Below are 21,231 nucleotides of genomic sequence, written 5' to 3'. Positions count from 1 at the left end.
TTAGCTGAGGATGAGGTTGCCGTTGGTGAGAGTCTTCACGTAGAGCGTGTTGTTGTAGAAAATGCCGCAGACCGCGCCCGTATCGGCGCCGTTGTAGTCGGCCTGGCCCAGCGCTGTCACACCATCTGGGGCGAAGACGTACATGGTCGCCGGGTTGGTATCGGTGTTGGTGCTCAGGGGCAGGTTCAGCATGAGCAGCACGCCAGCCAACGCATTCCACGTCACGGTGCTGATGTTGTCGCCGGGGTTGTAGGTCGTGTTGAAGCTGGGCGGCGGCACCGTACACACGATGGCCGCCAGGGCCGCCGCTTTGGCCGCCGCTAGGCCGGCCGCATTGGCGTTGGCCTGCGTGTTGCCCGTGGCTGTGTTGTTGTTCCGGGTAATGGCCTGAAACGCCGTAGTGCCATCCCCGCACTTGGTATCGATGTCGGCCTGCGTGACGGTGTAGCTCTGTTGCGTGGAGGTAAAAACGGCGCAGGTAATGCCCGCAATGGCCTCGGCCTTGGCGGCCGCATCGGCTGCCTCCTGGGTATTCGCTGTTTTCGTAGCCGTCACCGGGGCACCACTGGTACCTGCTCCGCACTTGGCAACCCAATCCTGGGCCGTGGTGGTATAGGTGCTAGTGTACGTGGTAGGAGTAACTGCGCTACTCCCCCCAATGGGCACGCCAATCAGACGCCACTTGCCCTTTACCTTTTTGTAGTGCGAGGCCGTTTTGTCTGTAACGTTGATGTAAATCCACAGGTCTCCGTTTTCGCCCTGCTCATTATCGGGCGGATAGGTTTCCAGAAAAGTGACGGTGCCGTCTCTGCCGTCCTCTCCATCAAAGTAGTCCTTGCCCTTGACGGGCGTATAGCCGGGCTGGCCCTTGATATTCAAGCGCAGCACGTAGGCCCCGTTCACCTTCTGATACTCGTCTCCGGTCAGCGTATTGCGGTAGAGGTCGTTGTCCACCCCTAGCGTGTTGAGCGGCGCCCCGGAGCCGTAGCGCAGGGCGGCCGCTTGCGACACCTGCAGCGTGCACAGGTCGGCTACCAGGCTGGCTTGCCGGGTGAGCAGCGCGCCGAGCACTGGGCCCGCCACGTTGGCCCCGGACTGCAGGGTGTTGCCCAGGTCAAGGCTAAGCTGCGCCAGTTCGCTCTGAATCTGGGCGGCGGTTTTTACTACCAGGGATTGTGCCATTAGCGGAAATCGTTATCGGAGAGATCAGAAATATTGAAGTCGTGCGAGGTGGTTGGCGGATCTACCGGGCCAGCCTCCACGCAGCTGCCAGCGTACGCGCGGTCGGTATCCGTCAGCGTAAAAGTGACGGTGGCCGCGCAGGGCAGCGGGTTCGAAGGCAAGGGAATGCGGGTGACGCCGGCGGGCAGCTCCGGGGCCACCACTCGGGTTTTGATTTCGAGCTCGGCCCCCGCCGCATCCCGGTACACGAACTCGGCAAACAGGTCCGCTTCGCGCGCATCCGGCAGCCACACGGTCACCTCCTGCGGTAGGCCCACCCATTGCACCGCTTGCCCCGAGGGAAAGGCCATCACCAGGTAAGCGGGGTCCTGGGCCGAGGCCACATACAGGCCCGGGTCGTTGTCGTCGAAGGGCCCGATGGGTAGGGCGCACAGCGCGGCCCGCTGCAGGCCCAGTGTCTCTACCCAGTCCGAGGGGCCCAGGGCATCTACTTCGCGGTAGCGGTACCGAAAATCAAGAAACGCGGCCCGGTCGGGCGTTACAATGCCCAATGGGTAGGCCAGCTCGGGCCGTAGCTGGGCGTGCACCAGCGTGGATACATCGACTACTTCCTTTACCTGTCGGGCCGTCTTTCGCAACCGGGCGAAAGGCTGCTCGTCTCCTTCACGGGTCAGCTCTACCTCCACATGCAAGCCGAAGCGGGCCTCGTTATTCGTGTCGGTCAGACTCGTGACGGGCGTGGCCAGCAAGGCCGGACGGGGCAGCAGCCCACCCACGGCGTGCCACCGGGTAGGCGGCACCGGGTCCGGATCTTCCACCGGCGGTACAAAGGCCGTGATGGTATAGTCTACCGGTAACTGGCACCCGTAGGCATCCGTGAGGTGGAGCCGATACGCGCCGGGCTTGATGTTGTAGAGCTGGAAGGGGCCCGGGCTGAAAGAGCCCGTCAGAAACTCGGTCGTATTATCTGCCAGCTGCGTTATCGAGGCCGTGAAGCTGATAGCCTCGGTGGCAACGACCACCCGCAAGCTGCCCAAGTCACCGGCCTGGGTGGGCTGGTAGACCTGCAAACCCGACACAGCCAGCGAGCAGTCGACGTAGCCGCATTCGACGCTGTTGGCCTCGACGGTGAAGACTGCAAACGGCTTGTCCAGCGAAGCCCGAAACAAGACCTTGGTGTTACTCGCCTCACAGACGTAGGTGATTTCCTCCCCATCGGCATAGCCTAACTCTTCAGCGGTGGCTACGGGACGGTTTACTTCTCCGCCGCCGTTGTAGTAATACACGATGCGGCGTGTGGGCGTGGCCTCATAATACACATCGTAGAGCCCGCCGTCGCTGGTTTCGAAGTTGAAGAGTTTCTCTCCTGCTCGTGGGTCTGGGTCGCCACCGCCGCCAGTATCGACGTTGATGATAAAGGTCTGGGTGCGTTTGCTATTGGCCGAGTCCTTAAAATACACGGTATGACTGCCGTTGGTGTACTGCAGCGTGTAGGGGCTAGTAATGGTGTCGCCGTAGTTCACATCATTTGGCGAATAGCGCACCGGTGGGTGGTCGGTCGTAAACGTGAAGGTGACCAGCTTGCCGTTCACAGTGCGGCCGACATCGAGCGTATCGGCCGTGGGCGCAGCGCAGGCGGCCGCCGTGGCATCGATGGCTAGGTAAGCATGAGGGGCCGCGTTCTGGGCATAGATGGTAATGCCTGTGGTTTCCTCGCAGAACTGCTCCTGGACAACGGCACCCGGGGCAAAGTTGTAGCCACCATCCGGCGGCCCGGAAGGAGTAAGACGGGGCCGGTCTGGTTCAATTCGGGCATCCACAAACGTGATGCGACGTGGCGGGCCTGCGTCATAATAGACCGAGCGTTCCGTGTTGTAGGCTTCCCAGCGCAGGCCAAAGAGATAGAGCATGGTTCTTAGTAGGCAGTAGAAGTGGTGAAGCCGGAAAGCACCTCCGAGCGAATCGAGCGGCGCACCTCGGCCCCCAGGGCCAGCCGTAGCCGGCCCTTGCTGGCGGCCAGCACATCGCGCAGCGTGCCGGTGGGCTTGCCAAAGCGCGGGTCCTCGCCGCGAAACAAGCGTGTACCCCGGCGCAGAATGGAAGTGGCCACGGCCCAGGGGTTGGCATCCGAGCCGCGGGCCTGCAGCCAGGCGGTGATATCGGCGACCATGGCCCGGCCGGGCTTGGCCTTGGGGTCGGCGGCCGGCCCGCTGCCTTCTTCCATGGCACCGATGTGGGCCGGGCCGTAGAGCCGGGCCAGCTCGGGCGCCGACTCATTGCGCAAGGCGGCAATGGTGCGGCCGGTAGCCCGCTGCCCCTTGGCCACAATGTTCTCGCCCAGCTCCTGCTGGGTGCGGTTGATTTCGGTATTGAGCAACTGGGCCAGGTTCATCGTTTAGCAGAGGCTGGCCCGCTCGGCGGGCGTGAGGTCGAGCTGCATCACCACCCCATCCAGGTTGGCGTCGAAAGCATTGTAGCTGCTGACGATGTTGCGGGCCACCACCTTCGACAGGGCCGGGTGCTTTTCCAGGGCGGCCAGCAGAGCAAAGGCATCCGTGAGCAGTCCGTTCATGCGCGGCAGGCGCGTGTCAGCATCATCGTTGATGTTCGAGTAAGCAAACACGCTGACGGTGGCCTGAAACGTGACCGTGGTGCGCTGCCCGAACTTGTTAATGGTAGGCGTCACCAGCATCTTATCCTCCACCAGCACCACGCGCTCGGTGGGCGTGAGCTGGTCGACAACGATGTTCTGCTCTTCCTTCTCCCCATGGACGAAGTGGCAGCCGGGAATGGCCTGCTCAGCACAGACGCGGATGGTAGGGATGGGGTAGTTCATGCGCCGGTAGCTGTGAATTGCACGGAAATCAGGATGTAAGGCGACATCGGGGAGCCAATGGAGCACGTGCTGTGCTGAATGGTGTTGATAGTCTTATCGGGGTTGCTAGTGATGTAGTGGTTAACTAGCATGTTGAAGGACGAGCCAACCTTATCGGGTGAGCAGGTGGCCGTACTGATGGCGTGGTAGATTGTCATAGCACCTTGACTAGTTGCGTGTAGCCCTCGTGGCTATTGATGTATTGCAGGAAGCCGCGCCGCTCATACAGCTTGCGGGCATCCGCATTGTCGTTGTGGACGGTGAGCCCGATGGTTTGCAGGCTACGCTCTTTGCAGTTCACCACGGCCCGGCTGATTAAGGAGGAAGCCAGGCCCCGTTTGCGGTGCTCAGGATGAACCCACAGCGAGGAAATCCACCCGGCCGGCTCAGTCATGTCGAGCCGCAGCATGGCCACCGGCGCCAGCTGCGAGGGAGCATGGGCGAACAGATACAGCATCTTGCTGCTGTCGATTTCCGAAAGCAATTCCGACCACTTGTAAATGGTGAGGAAGGACGGGCGATTGGGGCAGAGGTCCATCTTTACCGGCTGGCTTTGCGGCCTGCCTTCGCCCGACGACGGGCAGCTTTGCGGGCCTGGGTGGATGGTTCGGCTTTCTTTGTGAGCCGCTTCTTGGGGCTATAGCGGGCCTCCACGGCACGCTTGGCCTCGCTGATGGATTCCCAGTCGGGAGCCTGCTTCAGCGGCTTGCCCTGGCAGTCTGTGGCTACAGCCAAGGGGATTTCGCTGCAGTTCATGTTAGAGGAGTCCTTTGCGGTCAAGCTCACGAATCTGCGGAGCCGTCAGGTCACGGCCGGCCAACTGAGTAGGCCCCCAGACTTTCTCACCATTTTGCTTAATGGTGTAGGCTACTGGATAGGATTTGTCTGGATCTACCAGAATGGCAAGGTTGCGGTGGTTGTTCATGGCTTATCGTTTCTGTTGCCGCTCCTGCTGCAGGTGCACCTGGTGGCGGTAGTAGGCTTTGTGGTTTTCCAGCTCAATCATCGTGTTGACCTCGGCCCAGCTCAGCTGGTAGAAGTAGCTCCATCGCGTCTTGTCGCCGCCTGCCAGGGCATCCACGACGGCCAGCGTATCCCACTCCTGCGAGAACTGCCCGATGTTGGCGGCCCGCTCGGCTTGGCTGAGGGGGATGCGCTTGAGCTTGCTGGCGTGCTCTCGGCGGATGCGGTCGAACTCGGCAAAAAAAAATCGGTGAGCGGTAGCGCCTCGCGTAAGGGCACCTGGCCGCAGAGCTGCTCTACCTCGGCTACCTGATCCGAGTCGTAGGCAGTGCCATGGTAAGCTGGCTGCAGGATAGTGGCCAGCACCCGCAGGCGCAGAGCAGGCACATCCTCGCCTAGCTCCTGGATGGCGGCCCCGATGTCGGCGGCCTGGCCGAAGGTCAGGTCCTCCAGCGTGTCGAGCACCGGCACCTCTACTTCACCAAGCATGATGGATAAGGGGCGCGCCCATGTTTCCCGGTGGGGCATGGGCTCGGAGAGGAACAGCACCTGATGCAGGGCCGCGCCCAATTCCTTCGGGCTCATCGTGAGCAGGTCCGTGGGCGGGCAGTTCAGCAGCACGGCCAGGCAGGCCTGAATGGGAGCCTCGTCACCGAGGGCAGCCAGGCCAGCTGCTTGTTTCAGGGTAACAGCGCCCCACTCGGTGGGCAAGGTGTGAAGTGCGAGCATAAGCTTAGCGGCGGCGGGTTGTGCCGAAGGATTGGAAGTGAGTGATGGGGGCAGCCTGGGGCTTGCCCAGGACATTCAGGACCACGTAGCGCAGTGGGTCAATGCAGTGGTTGAAGGCGTCGACTGGCTCATTGGTGGACTTGCCCGTGGCCCGATCTACCCGCCATTTGTAGTTGCTGAGCTCCTTGCGCAGGTTGGTGCTGCGGCGGGTGACGTTGAGGTGGTAGCGCTTTAGGATGTCGATGCCGTTGCTCACCGAGTCGGCGCCCTTCACGGCCCCTTCAATCTTGGCGAAGCCCAGGCGCCTTAACTCCTCGATGCTCTTGGGCTCGGCCGAGTCGGCAATGGTCACCTTCAGCGTGGCCGCTGGGTCTTCGGCCAGCAGGCGGCGGTGGATATCCGGATTGGTCAGGCCCTCCTCGTAGAGCACCTCATCCACCCACAGCTCACCACCAGACAGGTACACGTCGATGGCGGTGGTGGGGTCGTTGGTGAAGCCGAAGTCGATGCCACGGCCCAGGAAGCGGGCCCCGGCCGGAATGTCCTCGTGGTTACACAGCGTCCAGTTACGCAGCACCAGGCCCTCAATCTTGCCCGTGAGCCCGCGGGCATACACCTTCCACAACTCCTCATCCTTGGCCTTCAGGCCCTCTATTTTGGAACGCTGCTTGTCGAGCAGGAAGGGATTGTGCCGGTGGTCAGTGATAAAGAGCTGCACCCCGGACTGGCCTAGAACCGATTCATGCACCCAGAACTCGGCGTTGGGGTTGTAGTCAATAAACACCTGCTCCTTCGTGCGCAGCTGCAACTCGTCGTAAATGGGCTTGATTACACCCTGGGCCTCATTGACAAAGAGGAAGTCCCGCTTACCGCTCTTGGCATCCTGGGCATCGGTGTAACTCTTGAACTCCATCACGCAGCCGTTATGGAATTCGAAGATGCGCTCCGACTTATTGTAGGACTTGATCAGGCTCTGCAACTCAGGACTGTTATTGTAGATATCCAGCGCATCCCGCAGCGCGCCGGCCTTCAGGTTGGGAATGTCCTGGCCGGCGACGGTGCACACCCGGCGAGTGAGCTGGGAGAGCTTAGTGAAGAGTACCTGCAGAATGCCGTAGGTCTTACCCGACGAAGTGCCGCCCTGATTTACCAAGGTTTCCGCACTACTCTGGTAGTTGGCTGCAAAGAGAGGGCCTGCCTTAAACACCGTCCACCTCCTTCTCGCTAGTGGCTACAGGAATGCCACCCACAGCGGGCACAATTGTAACCTGGGCATTGAGTGCCTGTACTTTGTTCTCCGTCTCTACCTGCGTCTTCTCAACATAGCCACGCTTCTTGCCTCGGGTTTTCAGAAAGAAAATGACCGATGAGGCATCTGGCCCAAAATGCTTTGTAATGGGCACTACCAGCGGTTTTTTCGTGGTCAGTGTCTTACCGGACTTTAGCTCAATGTGGTCAACTAAGAACACCTTGCTATCGGGTAGGTCGTAGCCCTTCATCAGCTTAATAAGCTGCGTTTCACCAAAGTCGATGGCTACTTCATCAATGTCTGCTACTTGCTTGGCATACTTCTTATCCTTTTTCAGCCAATCATAATGCGTGGTACGCCCGATGCTGGCGCGTTGGCATGCTGTTTCCACGACGCCCAAGGTTGACCTGAGCGCCTCCAACATCTTCTTTTTTTGTTGTGCGGTATGTTCGGTATTCCTAGCCATTCCGCTCTCCTACCTGCACCGTAAAGCGTGCACCTGGGTACTTGCGGTCCAGCAGCTCCTGCACATCGGCTTCGGCATGCTGTAGGTCCTCAGCCGACGGGAACGTGATAATCATCCGCGGCTCGGGCTTGTATTCCTCTTCCTCTTCACCATCCGGCGAATCACCAGATCCACTACCACTGCTGGTGGCTTCCTCTTCTGGCTCCAACCAGTCCTTGGGTAGGTCGATACCCCAGGCCCCCAGCGGCTCCTCACTCCATTCGTTGGCCAGAATGCTAAAATCCCATTCCCCAAAGCTGGCGTTGTCCTTAATCATGAACTCGCGCTTCTGGGCATCGCTCCAACCAGTGACTTGCATCACCGGTATTTCAGCGTAGGCCAAGCGTAGGGCCGCGTGCAGGCGCATGTTGCCACCGAGTACGATGAAGTCCTCATCGACTACCAGGGGCCGCGCATGGAGCATATCTGGGAAGTCAATAAGCGACTGTACCAGCTGCTCGAAGCGGTTGTCTTTGATCAGGCGCGGGTTCTGCGGGTGAAGCTGAACCTGCTCGATGGGCACGAGTTGAATAGCATGTATAGCCATACCACGAAACTCCAACCATCCCGGGTGGGTACAAAACGCCCAGAGCCCGAAACGTCGCGGAGCTGGGGCAAAACGTCGCGCAGTTTACTGTTCGACGTGGCGCAGCATCCGGCGCAGCTGCACCGGGCTTACCCCCAGCTCCCGGGCCGTCTCCCGTCGGGCCTTGGCCTGGGTCCACTTCTGATGCAGTTGGAGTAGCTCAGCCACCCGGCGGCTGGCCTTCATGCACTCCCCGATGGGATAGGCCTTGGGCTTCGGCGGCTCGGGAGGCATGCTGATGTAGTCGAGGATGCGCCGGCGCTCCTTGGGGTCGAGCTGGGCCAGCGCCTGGCGCAGGAACTCGGCGTGCTGCTGCCAGGGCTGGCTGGGCGCCTGGGCCAGAATGGGCAGGAAAATAGGGCTAGTGCGAACGGTGGTTGCCATGGCTTGGGCTATTCGTCGAGGTGAGAGGCGGTAATGGTCAGGTTCATGCAGCGGATACCGTAGTGCTTGGCCAGCCGGTGCAGGTCGGCAATCACCTCGGGCGGGGCATTGGTAAACACCACGCGCCCGGGCACACCGGTGGCGACGGCATACCCGGGCGGGGTTGTTGATTTGGGTGGGGCGGGTTGTTTCGCCATTTAATGCTTTGGCTGCTTGAACTTGGGCAGGATGCCCAGGTAGAAGTACTTGCCGTCTTCGCGGGCCATGAAGCTGAGGTAGTGCATCACGCCCCGTTCCTCGCGCTCAGGCTCTCCGGATTGCAGCAGCCGCTGGGTGCAGTACTGCGGGCTTACCACGCCGCCCATGTGGTCGTAGAGCTCCTCGTCTATTTCGTCGCAGGGCTGCAGGTATTGGGTCAGGCTCACCTCAGTGGCTTCCCATTCGTCGTAGGTCTTCATTTCCCCTCACCTCCTTCCAGCATGTTGGCAACGACTTCGTAGCGCGCGGCCGCCAGGTTCATCAGGTGCGAAAACTGGGTCGCAGTGAAGGAGCTTTGCTGGGCTCCAGGCTGCAACAACACCGCATCCAGCAAAGCGAAATGCACGCCCACCTCGTCACACAGGGCCACCTTTTGCTGGAAGGATAGGGCCTTCAGAGCCCGCTTGCTCAGCAACATATCCATGGCAGGCTCCAGCACCTCAATCGTGACCCGCACCCGCTTCCCCTCCAGCTCATCCTGGGCCAGCAGGCCGTTGAGCACGGGGCCCGGCTTCAGCTCCCATTTGAACAAACGGCAGTGAATCTTCTCGTGGCGCCGGCGAAACACGATGTTGGCGTGGCAGACGGCCGCGGGCTGCTGGGTGCGTTGAGATTCCAGCTTCTTCACCGCATCACTCCATCGGTGGGTTTCCTCTGTCAGCCGCTGGTTATCTCTTTCGAGCTGCTCACAGTAGGCTGCACCGTCGTTTATTTCGGCATACAGCTGCTGAATTTTAACCTGAGCATTGTTAAGCTCCTGCGCCCACCGCTGAACTTCGCGGGCTGCTTCCTGAAGTTCAGCGGTGGGCTGCTGGAATGCTTCGTTAAAAGCGCGGACGAACTCGGCATTACTCGGGTCCTTAAGCGCCATGTGCAGCACCTGCACCAACAGGTCAGGGTCGCCGGTAATGCGGGCCCGGGCATTCGGGTTGTGAGAGGGCTCTACCACCAGCAGCATGGCCGATGGCCACAGATCTTCGGGTGTACTGGTGTGCTCTTGCCATTCGTTTAGTTCATCGAAGGCTTCTTTCAGGATTTCAATAGCGGGGACTTTCATTTGCGGTATCGTTGAACTTTGGCTTTGATGTCCGCCAGCTGCTGTCGGTGGCGGATTTCGGCTTGGATGAGTTTGCGGGCCTCGGCATCGGGGGCATAGAGTCGCAGCAAACGCGGCAGCCCCTCCGTGTGCTCGGTGCGCAGGCGCGCTTTGATTTTGGTGATGGCACTCATCACATGCAGTTGCAGCGCGACTGCGCCCACCCACATTGCTCACATTCTTCTTCCGCCTCTTCATCATCCCGACGGGCAGCCAGTTGCTTCAGCGGCTGGATTTCGGGCATGTAGACGTTGATGGGATTCACCGTCATCCGCTTCGCTGCCAGCGTGGCCACCTCTTCCGATACCGGCGTCAGGCAGTAGATAGAGCTGGCCCCATAGAAGCGGGTAAATTCTGGATGCACGTCGGTAGCCGGCACATCGACACGCAGCAGGGGCGCGCCGGCAATGGTGGTTTCACTGACCTTGCCAGCGAGTTTGACGTGGCCCATGATTTCGAGAATGGCCCAGGCTTCGAATTTTGAGGGGGTTTCCATGATGGAGAGTTAAGAGTTGGAAGTAGAAAGTTGACGTTGTTGGATTTCAGCCTGCACCAGATGCAGGGTCCATTGGCATAGTTCCTCATCGAACATGCCGATGTGCGTGTGCTCAGGCTTGGTGCCAAGCTGCTCGGCCAGCCACTGGTAGGCTTGGGTTCTGCTCCTCGAGGAGCCAGGCCCCCGCCAGAGCGTATCGAAAAGCTGATGGGTGTGCTTGCGCCAGGTGCGTAAGTCTTCATCCGCCAGGGTGCCCAGTGCGACAGTAGTGCCGGGGTGGCAGCCCACGTAGGCCCAGCAGGGCTGGCAGAGGTAGGCGTGCTTGCCCGTGGCGTTGCCACCATACAGGACGCTGGTATCAACCAGGGCGCTTTGGCCTTCGCAGTAGGGACAAGTCTGGCCGGCGAGAATAGATTGTCCGATAGTCATCAGGCTGCCCGTTTATACTTGCGGTATTCCTCTTCGGCCTGCACCAGCTCCAGGCCTGGGCCGCCGCGCTGCTGGTAGTATTTGCGCAGGTTCTCGAAGTCTTTGGGGCTGGCCTTGCGTAGCACCTTGGCTACCCACTGGGCCATTTCGGGGGAGTAAGCTTCCATCAGAAAGGCATATCAACTTCCTCCTCGAACTTGCTGGCCGGCAGCTTGCCCAGCTGCACCGTCTGCTTGGTTTCCTTGTCGTAGAAGGGCCGCTCCCCAGCAGGGGCTGGGCTTTCGTTCAGATCCGAGTAGCGGCCAAAGGCCATCTTCGACGACACGATTAGGGCCTCATCACCGACCGCCGTGCTACCGTTGCGATGCTTGGCCACAATCAGCTCGGTTGTGTCCTTGGTGGGATTGCCCATATCATCCTCCAGGATCTTGTAGTACTCGGCCCGGTAGAGGAAGATGACCATATCGGCATCCTGCTCAATGGCGCCCGATTCGCGCAGGTCACTGAGCATGGGCCGCTTGTCGCCACCACGCTGCTCGACCGAGCGGCTGAGCTGGGAAAGGGCAATGACGGGGATGTTCAGTTCCTTGGCCAGCTTCTTCAGGCCACGGCTGATAGCACTGATTTCCTGTTCCCGGTTGCCCTTCACCTCGGGGGCCGTCATCAACTGCAGGTAGTCCACCACAATCCAGCGGATGCCGTGCTCGGCCTTGAGCTTGGTGGCCTTGGCCCGCAACTCACCCAGGCTCAGCGAGGCCGTGTCATCGATGTAGAGGCCGATGGCTTTGAGTGCGCTGGCCCGCTGGCGAATGGCTTCGGCCTCTTCCTGCCCCCCGTCGAGCTTGCCCTTGAGTAGCTGCTGGGTGGTATAGCCCGCCTCCGAGGCAATCATCTTGCGCACCAGCTGGCGCAGGCCCATCTCCAGCGAGAAGATAGCCCCCGGGTAGCCTGCCTTCGCTGCAAAGACCCCGTTGGACAGCACTAGACTGGTTTTGCCCATGCCGGGGCGAGCCGCAATCACCACCAGGTCGGAATCCTGCCAGCCGCCGGTCAGCCGGTCGAGCAGGCTCAGGCCAGAAGGCACCCCGGTCAGCCCACCCGTTTGCTGGGTGGCCCGTACGATATCATCGATGATGGAGTCGTACACCTCCCCTACCGCCTGGGGCCGCTTGAGCTGTAGGACAGCATGGGCCGAGTTGAGCAGCTGCTGGGCCTCAGTCAGCAGTTCGAAAGAATCCTGCATGGAGTCGTAGGCCTTCGAGACGAGCAGCCGGCCGATATCCCCCATGCGGCGCTTGGTGTAGAGCTCGAGCAGTTGGAGCACATGGGTTTCGACGTGAGCCGAGGTGCTGACACTTTGCACAATACCTTCGTAGGCATCCATTACGCCGTACTTGGGCAGTGCCCCATCCTGGCCCAGGCGCAGGTGCAGGCTAACGGCATCCACCGCCCGGCCGGCGGTAAAGAGGCGCACCATGCTACGGAAGAGCAAGCGGTGAGGCATCTGGTAGAAGACTTCCTCGGTGGTACCGAGCAGGCCCATGGCCATGCGCAGGCCGTCGGCGTCGACCAGCATGGCACCCAGGACGGCCAACTCCAGATCGTCGGCGTGTGGGGGAACGTGATTGAAATTCTTAGGAGATTCCATTACAGGTAGTCTTTTTGAAGTTGTTGCTGTTGCTGGGCGGCGTAGTCGCGGCCAGCGGCTGATGGTTGCGTTTTAGCCACCTTGGTCACAAGTCCGGTTTCCGAGTTGGCATCATTGGTCAGGTAGCGCTGCACGAAGTTTTGCCAGCCCTTCTCGTCTCGAAGCTCATCGCCAGCCTTGACCAGCATTTGCGGGCGGTAGTGGGCATAGCTGGCCGCCCCGTAGTTCAGGGCCGTGGCCAGCTTCGCAAAGCCCTCGGGCGTGGCGTGGCGGCTCTGAGCAAAGGGCACCTTGTGCGGATCGGCTGCGGGGGCCGCGGGCCCCGCCCCCCGGGTATTCCCGGTAGTGGGTTGGGCTTTCAGCGTGTGGCGAAGTTGGTCGCGCTGGTGAGTAACGGTTTCCAGGCTAGCCGTCAGCGTGGCATTTTCATTTTGCAATGCCTCTATTTTTTTTTCGGCGGCGGCGAGGGTGGCACGCAGCGCTTCTACTTCTTCTTTGCTTGTAGAATGCTTGTCCTGATTGTCTCCATATACGCGCGAGGCGTTTTGACTATAGTCAGGGTCATTTTTGACTATAGTCACGGTACCGTTTTGACTATAGTCAGATTCACTTTTGACTATAGTCAGCTCTTCATCGTCGCTACTTCTGACTATAGTCAAATTGGACGCAGCCAAGAGTTGCGCTGCAATGTCACCCCCCATGTAGCAGGCCCGAACAGGGGCAGTTGGTGCCAGGTAACGGCGGTTGGCTTCGGCCTCCACTACACGGGAAGTAAGCAGCCCACCCGCAACCAGCGCCTGGATGGTGCGCGTTGCTGTCTTGAGGGAAATACCCAGGCTCTTGGCCAGTTCGGTATTGGAGATGAAGCAGGCGCCCTTCTTGCCATTTTCGTGCAACTCACACACCTCCATCAGCACAGCTTTGGGGCCGGGCTTTAGGGGGGAGGTTTTCAGGTGCTGACGAATCGGAAGCATAGGGCGGGTAGTCGGGATGGTAAGCGAGGGCAAAGCAGTAGGGCCGTCGGCGTGGAGAAAGCGTTGGGCACTCATCAGGCGGCAGCTTCAAAGAGTGAGGGGGTACCAGCCGCGGCCTTCTTGCCTTTGGCCTTGGCCACCAGCGGCCCGTTGATGGGTTCCATTTGGTGCAGGCGCTGGAGCAGGCCGGCGCACATTTCGACATCACGCAGGGCCCGGTGGGCGCCATGAGCAGCAATACCAAAGCTGGTGCACAGGTCGCCTAGCTTATGGCTGGGTGCAGTGGGTAGCCGCTGGCGGGAAAGGGCCAGCGTGCAAAACCATTCGTTGGGCAAAGGAGCGGGCGCGCCCTGGCGGGTGCGGGCAATTTCCAGGATGCGCCGGTCGGCACTCAGGTTGTGGCACACCAGCAGGGAGTCGCCGGCCAGGGCCTTGAACTGACGCAGCACGGCCCTTTCCTCGGGAGCATTCCATACATCGGCCGAGGTAATGCCGGTTAGGCTGGACACAATGCCTTTAATGGGCCCACGGAACCGAACGAAGGAGTTCACCTGGCCCACCTGTTTCCAGTCTTGGTAGCGAATGGCCGCCAATTCGAGTAGGTCCGTGCCCTGGAATTCCAGGTCGATAGCCGTGAAGTCGGCCAGGAAGTGAAGGGTGGATAAGGGCTGAGCTGGCAAGGCTGCAGCGGGCAAAGCTGCAGCCGGTATCATCGGCTGTGGATCTGGCACCACGAGTGCCTCACTCGGCACCAGCGTAAAGGCACCAAAGCCAAGTAAGCGCTTGAAGGCGTGGGCACAATTCAAGTGCTTGCTTTGCCCTGCACCTGTCATCGGCAATCGGTACAACCCGAAACCACCATCCTGCCAGGCAGCCAAGAATATGCCGCCTGTGCTACTGACATAGGTGCCCAGCAGTGGCAAGCACTGCTCTTTGGTCAACGGGGCCTTTCTGGCGGTGGACTTCTTAGCCATCTGCTAGGAGATGAAAACCTGAGCCACATACCCGTACTTCTGCACGAGCTCCCGCCAGTAAGGCTGCGCCTTCGCCGGAAGCAACTCCGGCTGGAAATCGTACGGAACGTTGATGCGCCGCACCTGCGTATCGAGCGTCATGTTGACGGCAGGCAGGAAGAGACGAAGCCGGCGGCGCAGGTACTTCAGCCGGTTGCGCTTCCTCTCTTCGGAAGTAATGCCCCCCCTGAATATTCTAGAATTGCTATTAACCTCCATGAGTACAATGCGTTGGAATTGGCACGAGAAAGCCCCGCCACCAGCGGCAGCGGGGCATGTGAACTAGGCAGCAATCGGCTGCAGGCGGGCTTGCGCGTCAACCAGCTCCTGCACCAGCTCCTCGGCATTGGCCGTCTTGGCCTGGGAGCGTTTCACGAGGCGGTCATATTCGACCGAGCCCAGCTTGGCAGCGTTGTCGTCGGCAAAGCCGCGCAGGTTCTGCCGCGCATCTTCCAGGCTGGGCAGGGGCAGCGTGGCCTCGTCAGCCAGGTAGGCCAGGCCCAACTCCTTTTCCTTCAGCAGGGCCTCGGCGGTGACGCTGGTATCCTTGCACAGGGCCAGCAGGCGTCCGGTTTCAGCCTGGCCCAACTCGGGCTCATTCATCTTGGCGAATTCGTAGAGCTCATTGCTGGCCGCGCGCCAGGCCAGGATGCCTTCCATCTTCACGATGGCGTCCGTAGCTTCCCGCTCCGTAAGCGAATCAATGCGGGCCGTCGACTTGGTGCGCTCGGTTTCGGTGATAAGTGGGCTTTCCAGCTGCTGGAGCAGGCGCTTACGCTGTTCAGCAGTTACACCGTAGACAGGCACAGGCTCTCCCATATTATCATCCTGGGGCATTGTGTGACCTACTACTTTTTGGGCGGGTGCCGCGGGTTGAGTAGGGGTTGTTGAAGCCGGCGGCGTGGCCACGGGTGCGGCGGCCGGCTGGATAGGGCGCGCAGTGGGCGCGGCCTCAACATCATCCAGCGTAGGCGCACCCACATTCTTGGACTGCTTGAATTCGTCGGACTCCTCTTCCCCGTACACCCCCAGTTCGTAGAAGCCCATCAGCATCAGGATGCTGCGGCTTTTGGCCCGCTTCTCGGCCATCTCGGCGTAGTAGCTCACCTGGCTGTTCTTGGCGTTGGCCGAGCCCAGCGACTCTACTTTGATTTTCTTGCGCTCCACGGTGCGGGCGGCGGAGGCCTTGACCACGGCGAAGTCCACACCGGCAGCAGCCAGCTCGATGCCGATCTGAATGTTGTTCAGGCCCTGGATTTTCTCAATGCCGGCCCGGCCGATGATCCAGTTACCGGACTGTTTGTGCTGCCATACATCAGTTTTACCCAGCCCGTTGGCTTTGCACAGATTCCGGAATGTTTCTAGTTGTTCTTTGGTTTGCATAACTTTGTGCCGTGTGATGACCTTTTGTGATTAAGAGGTTTAATGAGGGCTGCGCCATGCCGGGCGCAGCCCTCGTTTGTTTTAGAGGCGGGAAGGGTTGGCTTGCTCCTTGTCCAGCATGTTGAGGCTGGTGCGCTTCCAGGCGGGCCGGGTGTGCTTCGTGCCCGAGCTCTGGGTGAAGGCTTTGCGGTGGCAGGCCTGGGCCAGCAGCAGGCTGACCATCACTACCACCGTTATTCTGTTGGCCCGGATAGCCGCGGCGCGGGCCGCATCCCGGATATCTTGCATCGAGCCGGCGGCCGACATCTTCGGCACCTTGGTTGAGTTCTGCATGAGTCTGAGTGATGAGGGTGTAATGGGTTGATTAGGCGGCTTCTTCGTACTGTTCCTCGTCTTGCTCATGCTGCTCTTCCATCACCACGAGGCGGGCTTTGAGCACCGAGCGGAAGTGAGCTAGCAGCCAGCTGCGCTCTAAGGGGTGGCACGTCATGGCCAGGTGCCGGGCTTGCCGCAGTTCACTCTCCTCAATCACCGTCTCGTGGGCGTCCAGCTCGGCTAGCAGTTCCGACATGGGCGGCTGGGCAGGCTTTACCGGAACGATGTTCTTGGCCTTGTCCCGAGCCGTGGAAAGGCGGGTAGCTAGCTTGCGCTGCTCTGCTTCCGACCAGCCAGGGTATTGCTCCGTGCGCTCCTCAACCAGGGCAGTATGCTGGATTATCAGCAGTGGATTGCTCAGCCAGAACTCGCAGGCCGTGCGGGCCAGCATCCGGGAAGGGAGTAGCACCAGGGAAGGGTTAATGGCGGCGGTGGAGAGGAAGTGCATGGCAGTTAGCGGAGGTGGGCGCCATCGAAGGCAGCGCGGCGGTTGGTTTCGTTCTGGAGGTAGATGGGGGCCTCTTCCGCATAGCGCTTATCCTTGCGGACTACTTCGGAGAGGCGGCGGCGCAGCTCAGGCAGGGGCACCAACTGAGCCACAGGCTCGGGTACTATCTTGGTTACCAGTTCTGAGTAGTCCCGAATGCAGGGCTTCCCAGTAGAAGTGGCGGGCAGTTCGCTGGTTGGGGCCGGGGTGGTGTAATGCAGTTTCATTAGGCTGCCTTGCTGCTAGAAGCCTGCATTCCGAAATCACCGAACCACTCGCGTACTGCCTGCTCGGTCACGATGTACTTATTGCCGATGCGCTGATGGCGCAGGCCACCTTGCTGGCCATTGGTATAGGCATTCAGCAGCTCGTAGGCTTTGGTCTTGCCGCAGCCTAGGCGCACATGCAGGCGGTCATCGTAGTTGAGGCCCTGGGTCTGCTTCGGGCTCTGGACGTAGCGCCGGTTCAGAACTTCGGCATCTGCCTGAGCGCGGGCATTGATTTCCAGCATCTGTACCCAGTGCGGGTTTTGCTGGGCACCACCGGGGGCAGCAGTGAGGTGTTGATTGGTTACGGGGGAAGTCATTGTGATGAGTGAAAAAGTAGAATAATGGAAACTATTGGAAACAAAAGGAAACAAACAGGATAAATTTTTTAAGCTGCCATTTGGCTAGCTTTTTCCTCAAGCCATTCAGAGGCAATGTCCATGACATTGACCTTTTGACCTGTTTGTAAAAACCTTCTGGCTTGCTCGTTTTGCAGCGCTTGGCGCAGCTTTGCAGACCCGAGACACCGGACATGGTATGTCGTGTCTGTTGCTTTGGTTTGAGAAGTGTCGACCATGATGGCGCGGTAATAGGTGAATTGATATGACAAGTATACGACACTTTTGGAAACAAAGCTACACATGAGGACAAAATATTTGTAGTGACGTGTAGTCTTGTGCTACTTAGTGTCCATTATGACAGCAATAGACACAACCAACGTCCGCGGTGAACGGATGAAACGCCTTCGGCAACAGGCAGAGTTGACGCTTAGAGAAGCGGCGGAAGCGGTTGGGCTGGCATTCTCTCAGATCAGTAAGATTGAGAAGAATGATACCATATACATCAAGCCTTCCGTGCTGAAGAAATTTGCTGCTGCATATAAAACCACACCGGAATACATAGAGACTGGCAAGAACTCGAAGCCAGCCGACCCTCACCCAGAAAGCAACTTCGTGTTTGTAGACACCTCCTTACAGGAACTCCTAGAACTCCCCTTTATTATCCCATCCGCCTACGGCTCTTTTACCAATAGCTGCCACGACCGCAACTACGGCGACTTCGACACCGTGCGCATTGTCAAACAGCCCGGCGTCGACTACACCGGCGCCGTGGTGCTGGAGGTACGCGGCAACAGCATGGCCCCGCGCTACCCCGAGCGCAGCTGCCACGTCGTGCGGCCCGTGTCCGACGGCAACTGGCAACATGCCCTGGGCGTGCACGCTATAGCTCTGCGCAGTGAGATGTTCATCATTAAGCGCATCGTAAATAACGTGAACGGCATCCTACGCCTGAAGAGCGACAACAATGGCGATGAAATGGAAATCACGCTGGGCGACATCAACTGCATGTGGAAGGTAGGTGAAGCCACTTTTATGCCTGCTGAAGATTAAGAACTAATTGTTTCACCCACCCTTTTTATACCATGATTAAGCACCTGCTCTGCCTATCCCTTTTGTCGGCACCATTAACGCTGGTCGCCCAAGAATACACCAAAACCGAGCGTGATTTACGTTTCCTTAATAGAAAGGAAAATATTGAAAAGGTTGGCTTGTTTAAATCCCTTAGCGACACGGCTGGCACCCCTACAATAGAAAATACCGGCAAAACGCCGCCTTTTTACTACGTCGTTGGCACGACTTCCTCGCCAAAATGGCTGGCTGTTGAATTTAAAAACAAAGTTTATTTCACCAGAAAAAGCAACTTGGAGCCTTCCGTACAGGAAAGCATCAACACAGTTTTAGCTGATGCCAAAAAGAAGGATGCAAAACTGGCGGCTCTGGATGATAAAAATGGGTTTCGAACTTATCACTTTGGTGATGATGTCAGCACCATTCCTGGTCTCAAAGAGGTAGAAAAGAGCGGAGACACTAAGTACTACACAAAAACCGATGAGAATCTGAAGATTGGTGACGCAGATTTGCATAGCATCACTTACGGATTTTACAAGGGAAAATTACACTATGTGGTTGTTCGAATTAAGGGCATAGTAGATAGCCGCAAAGTACTTGCTGCATTAGAAACTCAATACGGGAGTGGCTATAAAAGCAACCGCTATCTGGAGAACTACTATTGGTTTGGTAATAAAGTGAACGGCACATATGATGAAAATAGTGTGACACATGATACTACAGTTAGTTTTTCCAGTGTTGAAATAGCAAAGCAGAAGGAGGAAGATGCGAAAGCTGCAGCTAAAAAAGCGGGGTCCGATTTATAAATAAATGACCGTCCGTTTCTACCTCCACAGCAAGGTTTATGCGAATAGTCCGAAGCGGGCTATTTACATGGAAATCCGCTTCCCAGAGCAACCCGGTGCATACCGCTCGGAAACCCTGGTGCTGCGCAAGAGCACGGGCAAGAAGTGCGACCCGGCCCACTTCACCGATAAGCAGCGAGTTAAGAAAGACACCAAGGCCCACGAGATAAACAGCCGTCTCAACCGCCTGGAAGAGTGGGCCGGCGACGTGCTGGAGAAGGCGCGCCTGCAGAAACAGACGCTGACGCCTGAGCTGTTCTGGGAATTGATACTTGCCCAGGACAAGGATACCCAGGCTGGCACCTCTCCTGCTCAGGACTCGGCACCCGCTGGGCTGCCTACCATTGCCGATGTGGCGGCTGAGTGGAAGAGCTTCTATAAGGCGCGGCATTCGGCCAACTACCTGCGCAAGGTAGATCCCATGGTGACCCATTGGGAAACCTTCCGGCCGGGCACCACCTTGGAGGATATACTGCCTGACCCCAAAACCCGCCGCTCGAACCTGGTCGAGGAATGGTGTGAATACCTAATTGAAGAAGCCGTGCGCCGGGATGGTGGCATCGGCTTGGAGAGCAACACGGTGGGCCGCTACGTGCAGGCCCTGCGCCAGCTGCTCAAGTTCGCCGGCCACCCTTTTGCCTGGCTGACGGATGAGTACACCTATGAAGTGGAAATCGAACCTCTCCGCTTCGATGAGGTGATGCAGCTCTATCATGCTCCGATGCCGACTGAGCACCTGGGCCACATCCGGGATATTTTCGTGTTCGGCTGCTTCACGGGTCCACGCTACAGCAACCTGCGCTCGATGCAGCCTACTGATGTAGTATTCGACCATGGCGAGTACATCCTAGAATATGTGCAGCACAAGGGCCGGCGTAAAAAAACCAAAGTGCGCGTAGCCCTGGATGAGGTAGCCCTGGAAATCTGGCAGCGCTACGAAGGAAACCTGCGCGTACCAGCCAATACGGAAATCAATACCTCCATCAAGCTTGTGGCCAAGGAAGCCGGACTGGACCGTCCTATCCTGCAGGTACGCATGCGCGGCCCTCACCGCATTGAGCGGCGCGGCCCTTACTGGGAATTCATTACCTGCCACGTCGCACGGCATACCTTCGGCACGCTGCTGCTCGACGGCAACGCCGACCTGGGCCAGGTACAAAACAGCATGGGCCATTCCGCTATTCAGACCACCCGGCGCTATGCCAAGAGCCGGGAACCGAAGCGGCACGCAGCAACGAAAAGCGCCTTCCAACAATTACGCGCGTCGCACACCGAAGGCAATGGTGTGTGACGGATGGCGGCAAGGCGTGGCACGGCGCGGTAAAGCATGGTAAATAGCAAACGGTATAAAGCCGACGTGTTTGCCATATCTTGCCACCTTTTACCGCCTTTTGCTGTACTGTGCCGGCCGGTCCGTTTACTTATACGACCACCAAAAAGGCCTCTAGCGCAACGCTAGAGGCCTTTTTTATTTGTCAGTGGCAGATTCAGTGGCAGTTTTTAGCCGATTCGATCTGATTCTGCCTTATTATCCGCCCTGGGCAGGGGCCGTTTTCGTCCGGGCAGGTGATAAAACTTGTACCAGCGGCCTTGAATCTTGTGCCACCTACTCCGGTACCGCAGCTGCTTACTGTGATAAGTCCGGAATTTAGCGCCTTCGGCCACTTGGTAGAGCCGGGTGGGCGCTGCGGCCGCTGGCACCAGGGTGCTCACGCTGGGGCTGTCGACAGTGGCCTGCTCGGTGAAATGCACCTCTAGCTGCTGGCTAAACTGGTCCTGAGCCTGGTCGATGTAACTGACCAAGTCATGCTTGGGCGGCGGGGCACTGGTGGCCACCGTACTCCCGAGCAGCAGGGCGGCACCTAAAAGAAGAAAACGTGTCATGATGGGGTTTAATAAAGTGAGCCCCGAAGTACTCCCCCATTCCTGCCTCTAGAAAGGACACAAAAACCACCGTTTGCGTAAACCATTCAGGCAGCCTAATTATTGTTGCGGAAACAGGTAGCCTTCCTCCTCTTACTCTCTTTTCTTCTTTTTAAGACCCTTGTCATGAAAGTATTCCAACCCATCTTAAAAATA

Annotated in this window: 35 protein-coding genes and 1 pseudogene; 4 read left to right on the top strand and 32 right to left on the bottom strand. The window is 58.7% G+C overall.

Annotated elements, in window-relative coordinates; translation table 11 throughout:
• The 31 genes from E5K02_RS20820 to E5K02_RS20695 form a co-directional block, all read right to left on the bottom strand.
• Positions 1–1,182 carry a hypothetical protein gene (locus E5K02_RS20820; RefSeq protein WP_135397608.1) on the bottom strand — a complete coding sequence of 394 codons (1,182 nt, stop codon included), beginning with the start codon at positions 1,180–1,182 and terminating at the stop codon, positions 1–3.
• The gene (locus E5K02_RS20815; protein WP_135397588.1) at positions 1,182–3,092 is read right to left on the bottom strand and encodes a hypothetical protein; all 1,911 of its coding nucleotides are present in this window, start codon (positions 3,090–3,092) and stop codon (positions 1,182–1,184) included. Before E5K02_RS20815 ends, E5K02_RS20820 begins: the two co-directional genes overlap by 1 nt.
• Positions 3,093–3,097: 5 nt before the next feature.
• A complete protein-coding gene (locus E5K02_RS20810; protein ID WP_135397586.1) occupies positions 3,098–3,574 on the bottom strand; it encodes a hypothetical protein in 477 nt (158 codons plus the stop codon).
• Positions 3,575–3,577: 3 nt separating this feature from the next.
• A complete protein-coding gene (locus E5K02_RS20805; protein WP_135397584.1) occupies positions 3,578–4,018 on the bottom strand; it encodes a hypothetical protein in 441 nt (146 codons plus the stop codon).
• The gene (locus tag E5K02_RS20800; protein ID WP_135397582.1) at positions 4,015–4,215 is read right to left on the bottom strand and encodes a hypothetical protein; all 201 of its coding nucleotides are present in this window, start codon (positions 4,213–4,215) and stop codon (positions 4,015–4,017) included. Before E5K02_RS20800 ends, E5K02_RS20805 begins: the two co-directional genes overlap by 4 nt.
• Positions 4,212–4,595, bottom strand: coding sequence for a GNAT family N-acetyltransferase (locus E5K02_RS20795; protein ID WP_135397580.1), 384 nt, complete (start codon positions 4,593–4,595; stop codon positions 4,212–4,214). Before E5K02_RS20795 ends, E5K02_RS20800 begins: the two co-directional genes overlap by 4 nt.
• A gap of 2 nt (positions 4,596–4,597) precedes the next feature.
• The gene (locus E5K02_RS20790) at positions 4,598–4,792 is read right to left on the bottom strand and encodes a hypothetical protein (protein ID WP_167856524.1); all 195 of its coding nucleotides are present in this window, start codon (positions 4,790–4,792) and stop codon (positions 4,598–4,600) included.
• A gap of 22 nt (positions 4,793–4,814) precedes the next feature.
• The gene (locus E5K02_RS25680) at positions 4,815–4,982 is read right to left on the bottom strand and encodes a hypothetical protein (protein WP_167856523.1); all 168 of its coding nucleotides are present in this window, start codon (positions 4,980–4,982) and stop codon (positions 4,815–4,817) included.
• Positions 4,983–4,985: 3 nt separating this feature from the next.
• Positions 4,986–5,138, bottom strand: a complete 153-nt coding sequence (locus E5K02_RS25675) for a hypothetical protein (protein WP_167856522.1) — start codon at positions 5,136–5,138, stop codon at positions 4,986–4,988.
• Positions 5,084–5,749, bottom strand: a complete 666-nt coding sequence (locus E5K02_RS20785; RefSeq protein WP_135397575.1) for a hypothetical protein — start codon at positions 5,747–5,749, stop codon at positions 5,084–5,086. The genes E5K02_RS25675 and E5K02_RS20785 overlap by 55 nt, the downstream gene beginning before the upstream one ends.
• A 4-nt stretch (positions 5,750–5,753) precedes the next feature.
• Positions 5,754–6,902 (bottom strand): PBSX family phage terminase large subunit, encoded by a 1,149-nt coding sequence (locus E5K02_RS20780; RefSeq protein ID WP_167856521.1) that lies wholly within the window; start codon positions 6,900–6,902, stop codon positions 5,754–5,756.
• 46 nt (positions 6,903–6,948) lie between these two features.
• Positions 6,949–7,389 (bottom strand): hypothetical protein, encoded by a 441-nt coding sequence (locus E5K02_RS20775; RefSeq protein ID WP_167856520.1) that lies wholly within the window; start codon positions 7,387–7,389, stop codon positions 6,949–6,951.
• A gap of 67 nt (positions 7,390–7,456) precedes the next feature.
• Positions 7,457–8,050 (bottom strand): ParB N-terminal domain-containing protein, encoded by a 594-nt coding sequence (locus E5K02_RS20770; RefSeq protein ID WP_135397569.1) that lies wholly within the window; start codon positions 8,048–8,050, stop codon positions 7,457–7,459.
• 84 nt (positions 8,051–8,134) lie between these two features.
• Positions 8,135–8,473 (bottom strand): hypothetical protein, encoded by a 339-nt coding sequence (locus E5K02_RS20765; protein WP_135397567.1) that lies wholly within the window; start codon positions 8,471–8,473, stop codon positions 8,135–8,137.
• 8 nt (positions 8,474–8,481) lie between these two features.
• Positions 8,482–8,670: a hypothetical protein gene (locus tag E5K02_RS20760; RefSeq protein ID WP_135397565.1), complete on the bottom strand. Its 189-nt coding sequence runs from the start codon at positions 8,668–8,670 to the stop codon at positions 8,482–8,484.
• On the bottom strand, positions 8,671–8,931 hold the full coding sequence (locus E5K02_RS20755; RefSeq protein WP_135397563.1) for a hypothetical protein: 261 nt from the start codon (positions 8,929–8,931) through the stop codon (positions 8,671–8,673). It abuts the gene before it with no gap.
• On the bottom strand, positions 8,928–9,788 hold the full coding sequence (locus E5K02_RS20750) for a hypothetical protein (protein ID WP_135397561.1): 861 nt from the start codon (positions 9,786–9,788) through the stop codon (positions 8,928–8,930). The genes E5K02_RS20755 and E5K02_RS20750 overlap by 4 nt, the downstream gene beginning before the upstream one ends.
• Entirely contained in the window at positions 9,785–9,961 is a 177-nt protein-coding gene (locus E5K02_RS25670; RefSeq protein WP_167856519.1) for a hypothetical protein, read from the bottom strand. Before E5K02_RS25670 ends, E5K02_RS20750 begins: the two co-directional genes overlap by 4 nt.
• A complete protein-coding gene (locus E5K02_RS20745) occupies positions 9,961–10,323 on the bottom strand; it encodes a hypothetical protein (protein WP_135397559.1) in 363 nt (120 codons plus the stop codon). Before E5K02_RS20745 ends, E5K02_RS25670 begins: the two co-directional genes overlap by 1 nt.
• A 9-nt stretch (positions 10,324–10,332) precedes the next feature.
• Positions 10,333–10,752: a zinc-finger-containing protein gene (locus E5K02_RS20740; RefSeq protein ID WP_135397557.1), complete on the bottom strand. Its 420-nt coding sequence runs from the start codon at positions 10,750–10,752 to the stop codon at positions 10,333–10,335.
• Positions 10,752–10,919 (bottom strand): hypothetical protein, encoded by a 168-nt coding sequence (locus E5K02_RS25665; RefSeq protein ID WP_167856518.1) that lies wholly within the window; start codon positions 10,917–10,919, stop codon positions 10,752–10,754. Before E5K02_RS25665 ends, E5K02_RS20740 begins: the two co-directional genes overlap by 1 nt.
• On the bottom strand, positions 10,919–12,400 hold the full coding sequence (gene dnaB / locus E5K02_RS20735) for a replicative DNA helicase (RefSeq protein WP_135397555.1): 1,482 nt from the start codon (positions 12,398–12,400) through the stop codon (positions 10,919–10,921). Before dnaB ends, E5K02_RS25665 begins: the two co-directional genes overlap by 1 nt.
• Positions 12,400–13,449, bottom strand: a complete 1,050-nt coding sequence (locus E5K02_RS20730) for a helix-turn-helix domain-containing protein (protein WP_135397553.1) — start codon at positions 13,447–13,449, stop codon at positions 12,400–12,402. Before E5K02_RS20730 ends, dnaB begins: the two co-directional genes overlap by 1 nt.
• The gene (locus tag E5K02_RS20725) at positions 13,449–14,069 is read right to left on the bottom strand and encodes a 3'-5' exonuclease (RefSeq protein WP_167856517.1); all 621 of its coding nucleotides are present in this window, start codon (positions 14,067–14,069) and stop codon (positions 13,449–13,451) included. Before E5K02_RS20725 ends, E5K02_RS20730 begins: the two co-directional genes overlap by 1 nt.
• A gap of 282 nt (positions 14,070–14,351) precedes the next feature.
• Entirely contained in the window at positions 14,352–14,489 is a 138-nt protein-coding gene (locus E5K02_RS25660; protein WP_167856516.1) for a hypothetical protein, read from the bottom strand.
• Between the two features lie 180 nt (positions 14,490–14,669).
• Positions 14,670–15,770, bottom strand: a complete 1,101-nt coding sequence (locus tag E5K02_RS20720; protein WP_135397549.1) for a hypothetical protein — start codon at positions 15,768–15,770, stop codon at positions 14,670–14,672.
• Positions 15,771–15,851: 81 nt separating this feature from the next.
• Positions 15,852–16,103, bottom strand: a complete 252-nt coding sequence (locus E5K02_RS20715; RefSeq protein ID WP_135397547.1) for a hypothetical protein — start codon at positions 16,101–16,103, stop codon at positions 15,852–15,854.
• 31 nt (positions 16,104–16,134) lie between these two features.
• Positions 16,135–16,593, bottom strand: coding sequence for a hypothetical protein (locus E5K02_RS20710; protein WP_135397545.1), 459 nt, complete (start codon positions 16,591–16,593; stop codon positions 16,135–16,137).
• A 5-nt stretch (positions 16,594–16,598) separates the two neighbouring features.
• On the bottom strand, positions 16,599–16,859 hold the full coding sequence (locus E5K02_RS20705; protein ID WP_135397544.1) for a hypothetical protein: 261 nt from the start codon (positions 16,857–16,859) through the stop codon (positions 16,599–16,601).
• Positions 16,859–17,218 (bottom strand): MerR family transcriptional regulator, encoded by a 360-nt coding sequence (locus E5K02_RS20700; protein ID WP_135397542.1) that lies wholly within the window; start codon positions 17,216–17,218, stop codon positions 16,859–16,861. The genes E5K02_RS20705 and E5K02_RS20700 overlap by 1 nt, the downstream gene beginning before the upstream one ends.
• 68 nt (positions 17,219–17,286) lie before the next feature.
• Positions 17,287–17,475 (bottom strand): hypothetical protein, encoded by a 189-nt coding sequence (locus E5K02_RS20695; RefSeq protein ID WP_135397540.1) that lies wholly within the window; start codon positions 17,473–17,475, stop codon positions 17,287–17,289.
• 118 nt (positions 17,476–17,593) lie between these two features.
• Here E5K02_RS20695 and E5K02_RS26275 point away from each other — a divergent pair.
• From E5K02_RS26275 to E5K02_RS20680, 4 genes and pseudogenes are all read left to right on the top strand, one after another.
• A pseudogene (locus E5K02_RS26275) lies at positions 17,594–17,803 on the top strand (helix-turn-helix domain-containing protein); the annotation flags it as partial.
• A 48-nt stretch (positions 17,804–17,851) separates the two neighbouring features.
• Positions 17,852–18,289 carry a S24 family peptidase gene (locus E5K02_RS20690; protein ID WP_240737379.1) on the top strand — a complete coding sequence of 146 codons (438 nt, stop codon included), beginning with the start codon at positions 17,852–17,854 and terminating at the stop codon, positions 18,287–18,289.
• Positions 18,290–18,321: 32 nt separating this feature from the next.
• Complete coding sequence (locus tag E5K02_RS20685) at positions 18,322–19,113, top strand: hypothetical protein (protein ID WP_135397536.1); 792 nt, start codon at positions 18,322–18,324, stop codon at positions 19,111–19,113.
• 67 nt (positions 19,114–19,180) lie between these two features.
• A complete protein-coding gene (locus tag E5K02_RS20680; RefSeq protein ID WP_167856514.1) occupies positions 19,181–20,443 on the top strand; it encodes a site-specific integrase in 1,263 nt (420 codons plus the stop codon).
• Positions 20,444–20,652: 209 nt separating this feature from the next.
• On the opposite strand, the gene E5K02_RS20675 is transcribed toward E5K02_RS20680, so the two are convergent.
• Positions 20,653–21,036: a hypothetical protein gene (locus E5K02_RS20675; RefSeq protein WP_135397533.1), complete on the bottom strand. Its 384-nt coding sequence runs from the start codon at positions 21,034–21,036 to the stop codon at positions 20,653–20,655.
• Between the last annotated feature and the right edge of the window lie 195 nt (positions 21,037–21,231).

The organism is Hymenobacter metallicola (genome assembly GCF_004745645.1).
In the GTDB taxonomy this organism is placed as follows: Bacteria; Bacteroidota; Bacteroidia; order Cytophagales; family Hymenobacteraceae; genus Hymenobacter; species Hymenobacter metallicola.
Note: the sequence above shows the minus strand (reverse complement) of the source record. Positions and strands in the feature narration are given on the sequence as shown.

Coding starts and splice junctions, on each gene's coding strand:
- E5K02_RS20705 (WP_135397544.1), bottom strand. CDS start 16,859: ATGAAACTGCATTACACCACCCCGGCCCCAACCAGCGAACTGCCCGCC.
- E5K02_RS20730 (WP_135397553.1), bottom strand. CDS start 13,449: ATGAGTGCCCAACGCTTTCTCCACGCCGACGGCCCTACTGCTTTGCCC.
- E5K02_RS20740 (WP_135397557.1), bottom strand. CDS start 10,752: ATGACTATCGGACAATCTATTCTCGCCGGCCAGACTTGTCCCTACTGC.
- E5K02_RS20675 (WP_135397533.1), bottom strand. CDS start 21,036: ATGACACGTTTTCTTCTTTTAGGTGCCGCCCTGCTGCTCGGGAGTACG.
- E5K02_RS20795 (WP_135397580.1), bottom strand. CDS start 4,595: ATGGACCTCTGCCCCAATCGCCCGTCCTTCCTCACCATTTACAAGTGG.
- E5K02_RS25660 (WP_167856516.1), bottom strand. CDS start 14,489: ATGACGCTCGATACGCAGGTGCGGCGCATCAACGTTCCGTACGATTTC.
- E5K02_RS20695 (WP_135397540.1), bottom strand. CDS start 17,475: ATGGTCGACACTTCTCAAACCAAAGCAACAGACACGACATACCATGTC.
- E5K02_RS20770 (WP_135397569.1), bottom strand. CDS start 8,050: ATGGCTATACATGCTATTCAACTCGTGCCCATCGAGCAGGTTCAGCTT.
- E5K02_RS20715 (WP_135397547.1), bottom strand. CDS start 16,103: ATGCAGAACTCAACCAAGGTGCCGAAGATGTCGGCCGCCGGCTCGATG.
- E5K02_RS20760 (WP_135397565.1), bottom strand. CDS start 8,670: ATGGCGAAACAACCCGCCCCACCCAAATCAACAACCCCGCCCGGGTAT.
- E5K02_RS20805 (WP_135397584.1), bottom strand. CDS start 4,018: ATGAACTACCCCATCCCTACCATCCGCGTCTGTGCTGAGCAGGCCATT.
- E5K02_RS20750 (WP_135397561.1), bottom strand. CDS start 9,788: ATGAAAGTCCCCGCTATTGAAATCCTGAAAGAAGCCTTCGATGAACTA.
- E5K02_RS20680 (WP_167856514.1), top strand. CDS start 19,181: ATGGAAATCCGCTTCCCAGAGCAACCCGGTGCATACCGCTCGGAAACC.
- E5K02_RS25680 (WP_167856523.1), bottom strand. CDS start 4,982: ATGAACAACCACCGCAACCTTGCCATTCTGGTAGATCCAGACAAATCC.
- dnaB (WP_135397555.1), bottom strand. CDS start 12,400: ATGGAATCTCCTAAGAATTTCAATCACGTTCCCCCACACGCCGACGAT.
- E5K02_RS20815 (WP_135397588.1), bottom strand. CDS start 3,092: ATGCTCTATCTCTTTGGCCTGCGCTGGGAAGCCTACAACACGGAACGC.
- E5K02_RS20820 (WP_135397608.1), bottom strand. CDS start 1,182: ATGGCACAATCCCTGGTAGTAAAAACCGCCGCCCAGATTCAGAGCGAA.
- E5K02_RS25665 (WP_167856518.1), bottom strand. CDS start 10,919: ATGGAAGCTTACTCCCCCGAAATGGCCCAGTGGGTAGCCAAGGTGCTA.
- E5K02_RS20745 (WP_135397559.1), bottom strand. CDS start 10,323: ATGGAAACCCCCTCAAAATTCGAAGCCTGGGCCATTCTCGAAATCATG.
- E5K02_RS20700 (WP_135397542.1), bottom strand. CDS start 17,218: ATGACTTCCCCCGTAACCAATCAACACCTCACTGCTGCCCCCGGTGGT.
- E5K02_RS20810 (WP_135397586.1), bottom strand. CDS start 3,574: ATGAACCTGGCCCAGTTGCTCAATACCGAAATCAACCGCACCCAGCAG.
- E5K02_RS20755 (WP_135397563.1), bottom strand. CDS start 8,931: ATGAAGACCTACGACGAATGGGAAGCCACTGAGGTGAGCCTGACCCAA.
- E5K02_RS20720 (WP_135397549.1), bottom strand. CDS start 15,770: ATGCAAACCAAAGAACAACTAGAAACATTCCGGAATCTGTGCAAAGCC.
- E5K02_RS20710 (WP_135397545.1), bottom strand. CDS start 16,593: ATGCACTTCCTCTCCACCGCCGCCATTAACCCTTCCCTGGTGCTACTC.
- E5K02_RS20765 (WP_135397567.1), bottom strand. CDS start 8,473: ATGGCAACCACCGTTCGCACTAGCCCTATTTTCCTGCCCATTCTGGCC.
- E5K02_RS20685 (WP_135397536.1), top strand. CDS start 18,322: ATGATTAAGCACCTGCTCTGCCTATCCCTTTTGTCGGCACCATTAACG.
- E5K02_RS25670 (WP_167856519.1), bottom strand. CDS start 9,961: ATGAGTGCCATCACCAAAATCAAAGCGCGCCTGCGCACCGAGCACACG.
- E5K02_RS20785 (WP_135397575.1), bottom strand. CDS start 5,749: ATGCTCGCACTTCACACCTTGCCCACCGAGTGGGGCGCTGTTACCCTG.
- E5K02_RS20800 (WP_135397582.1), bottom strand. CDS start 4,215: ATGACAATCTACCACGCCATCAGTACGGCCACCTGCTCACCCGATAAG.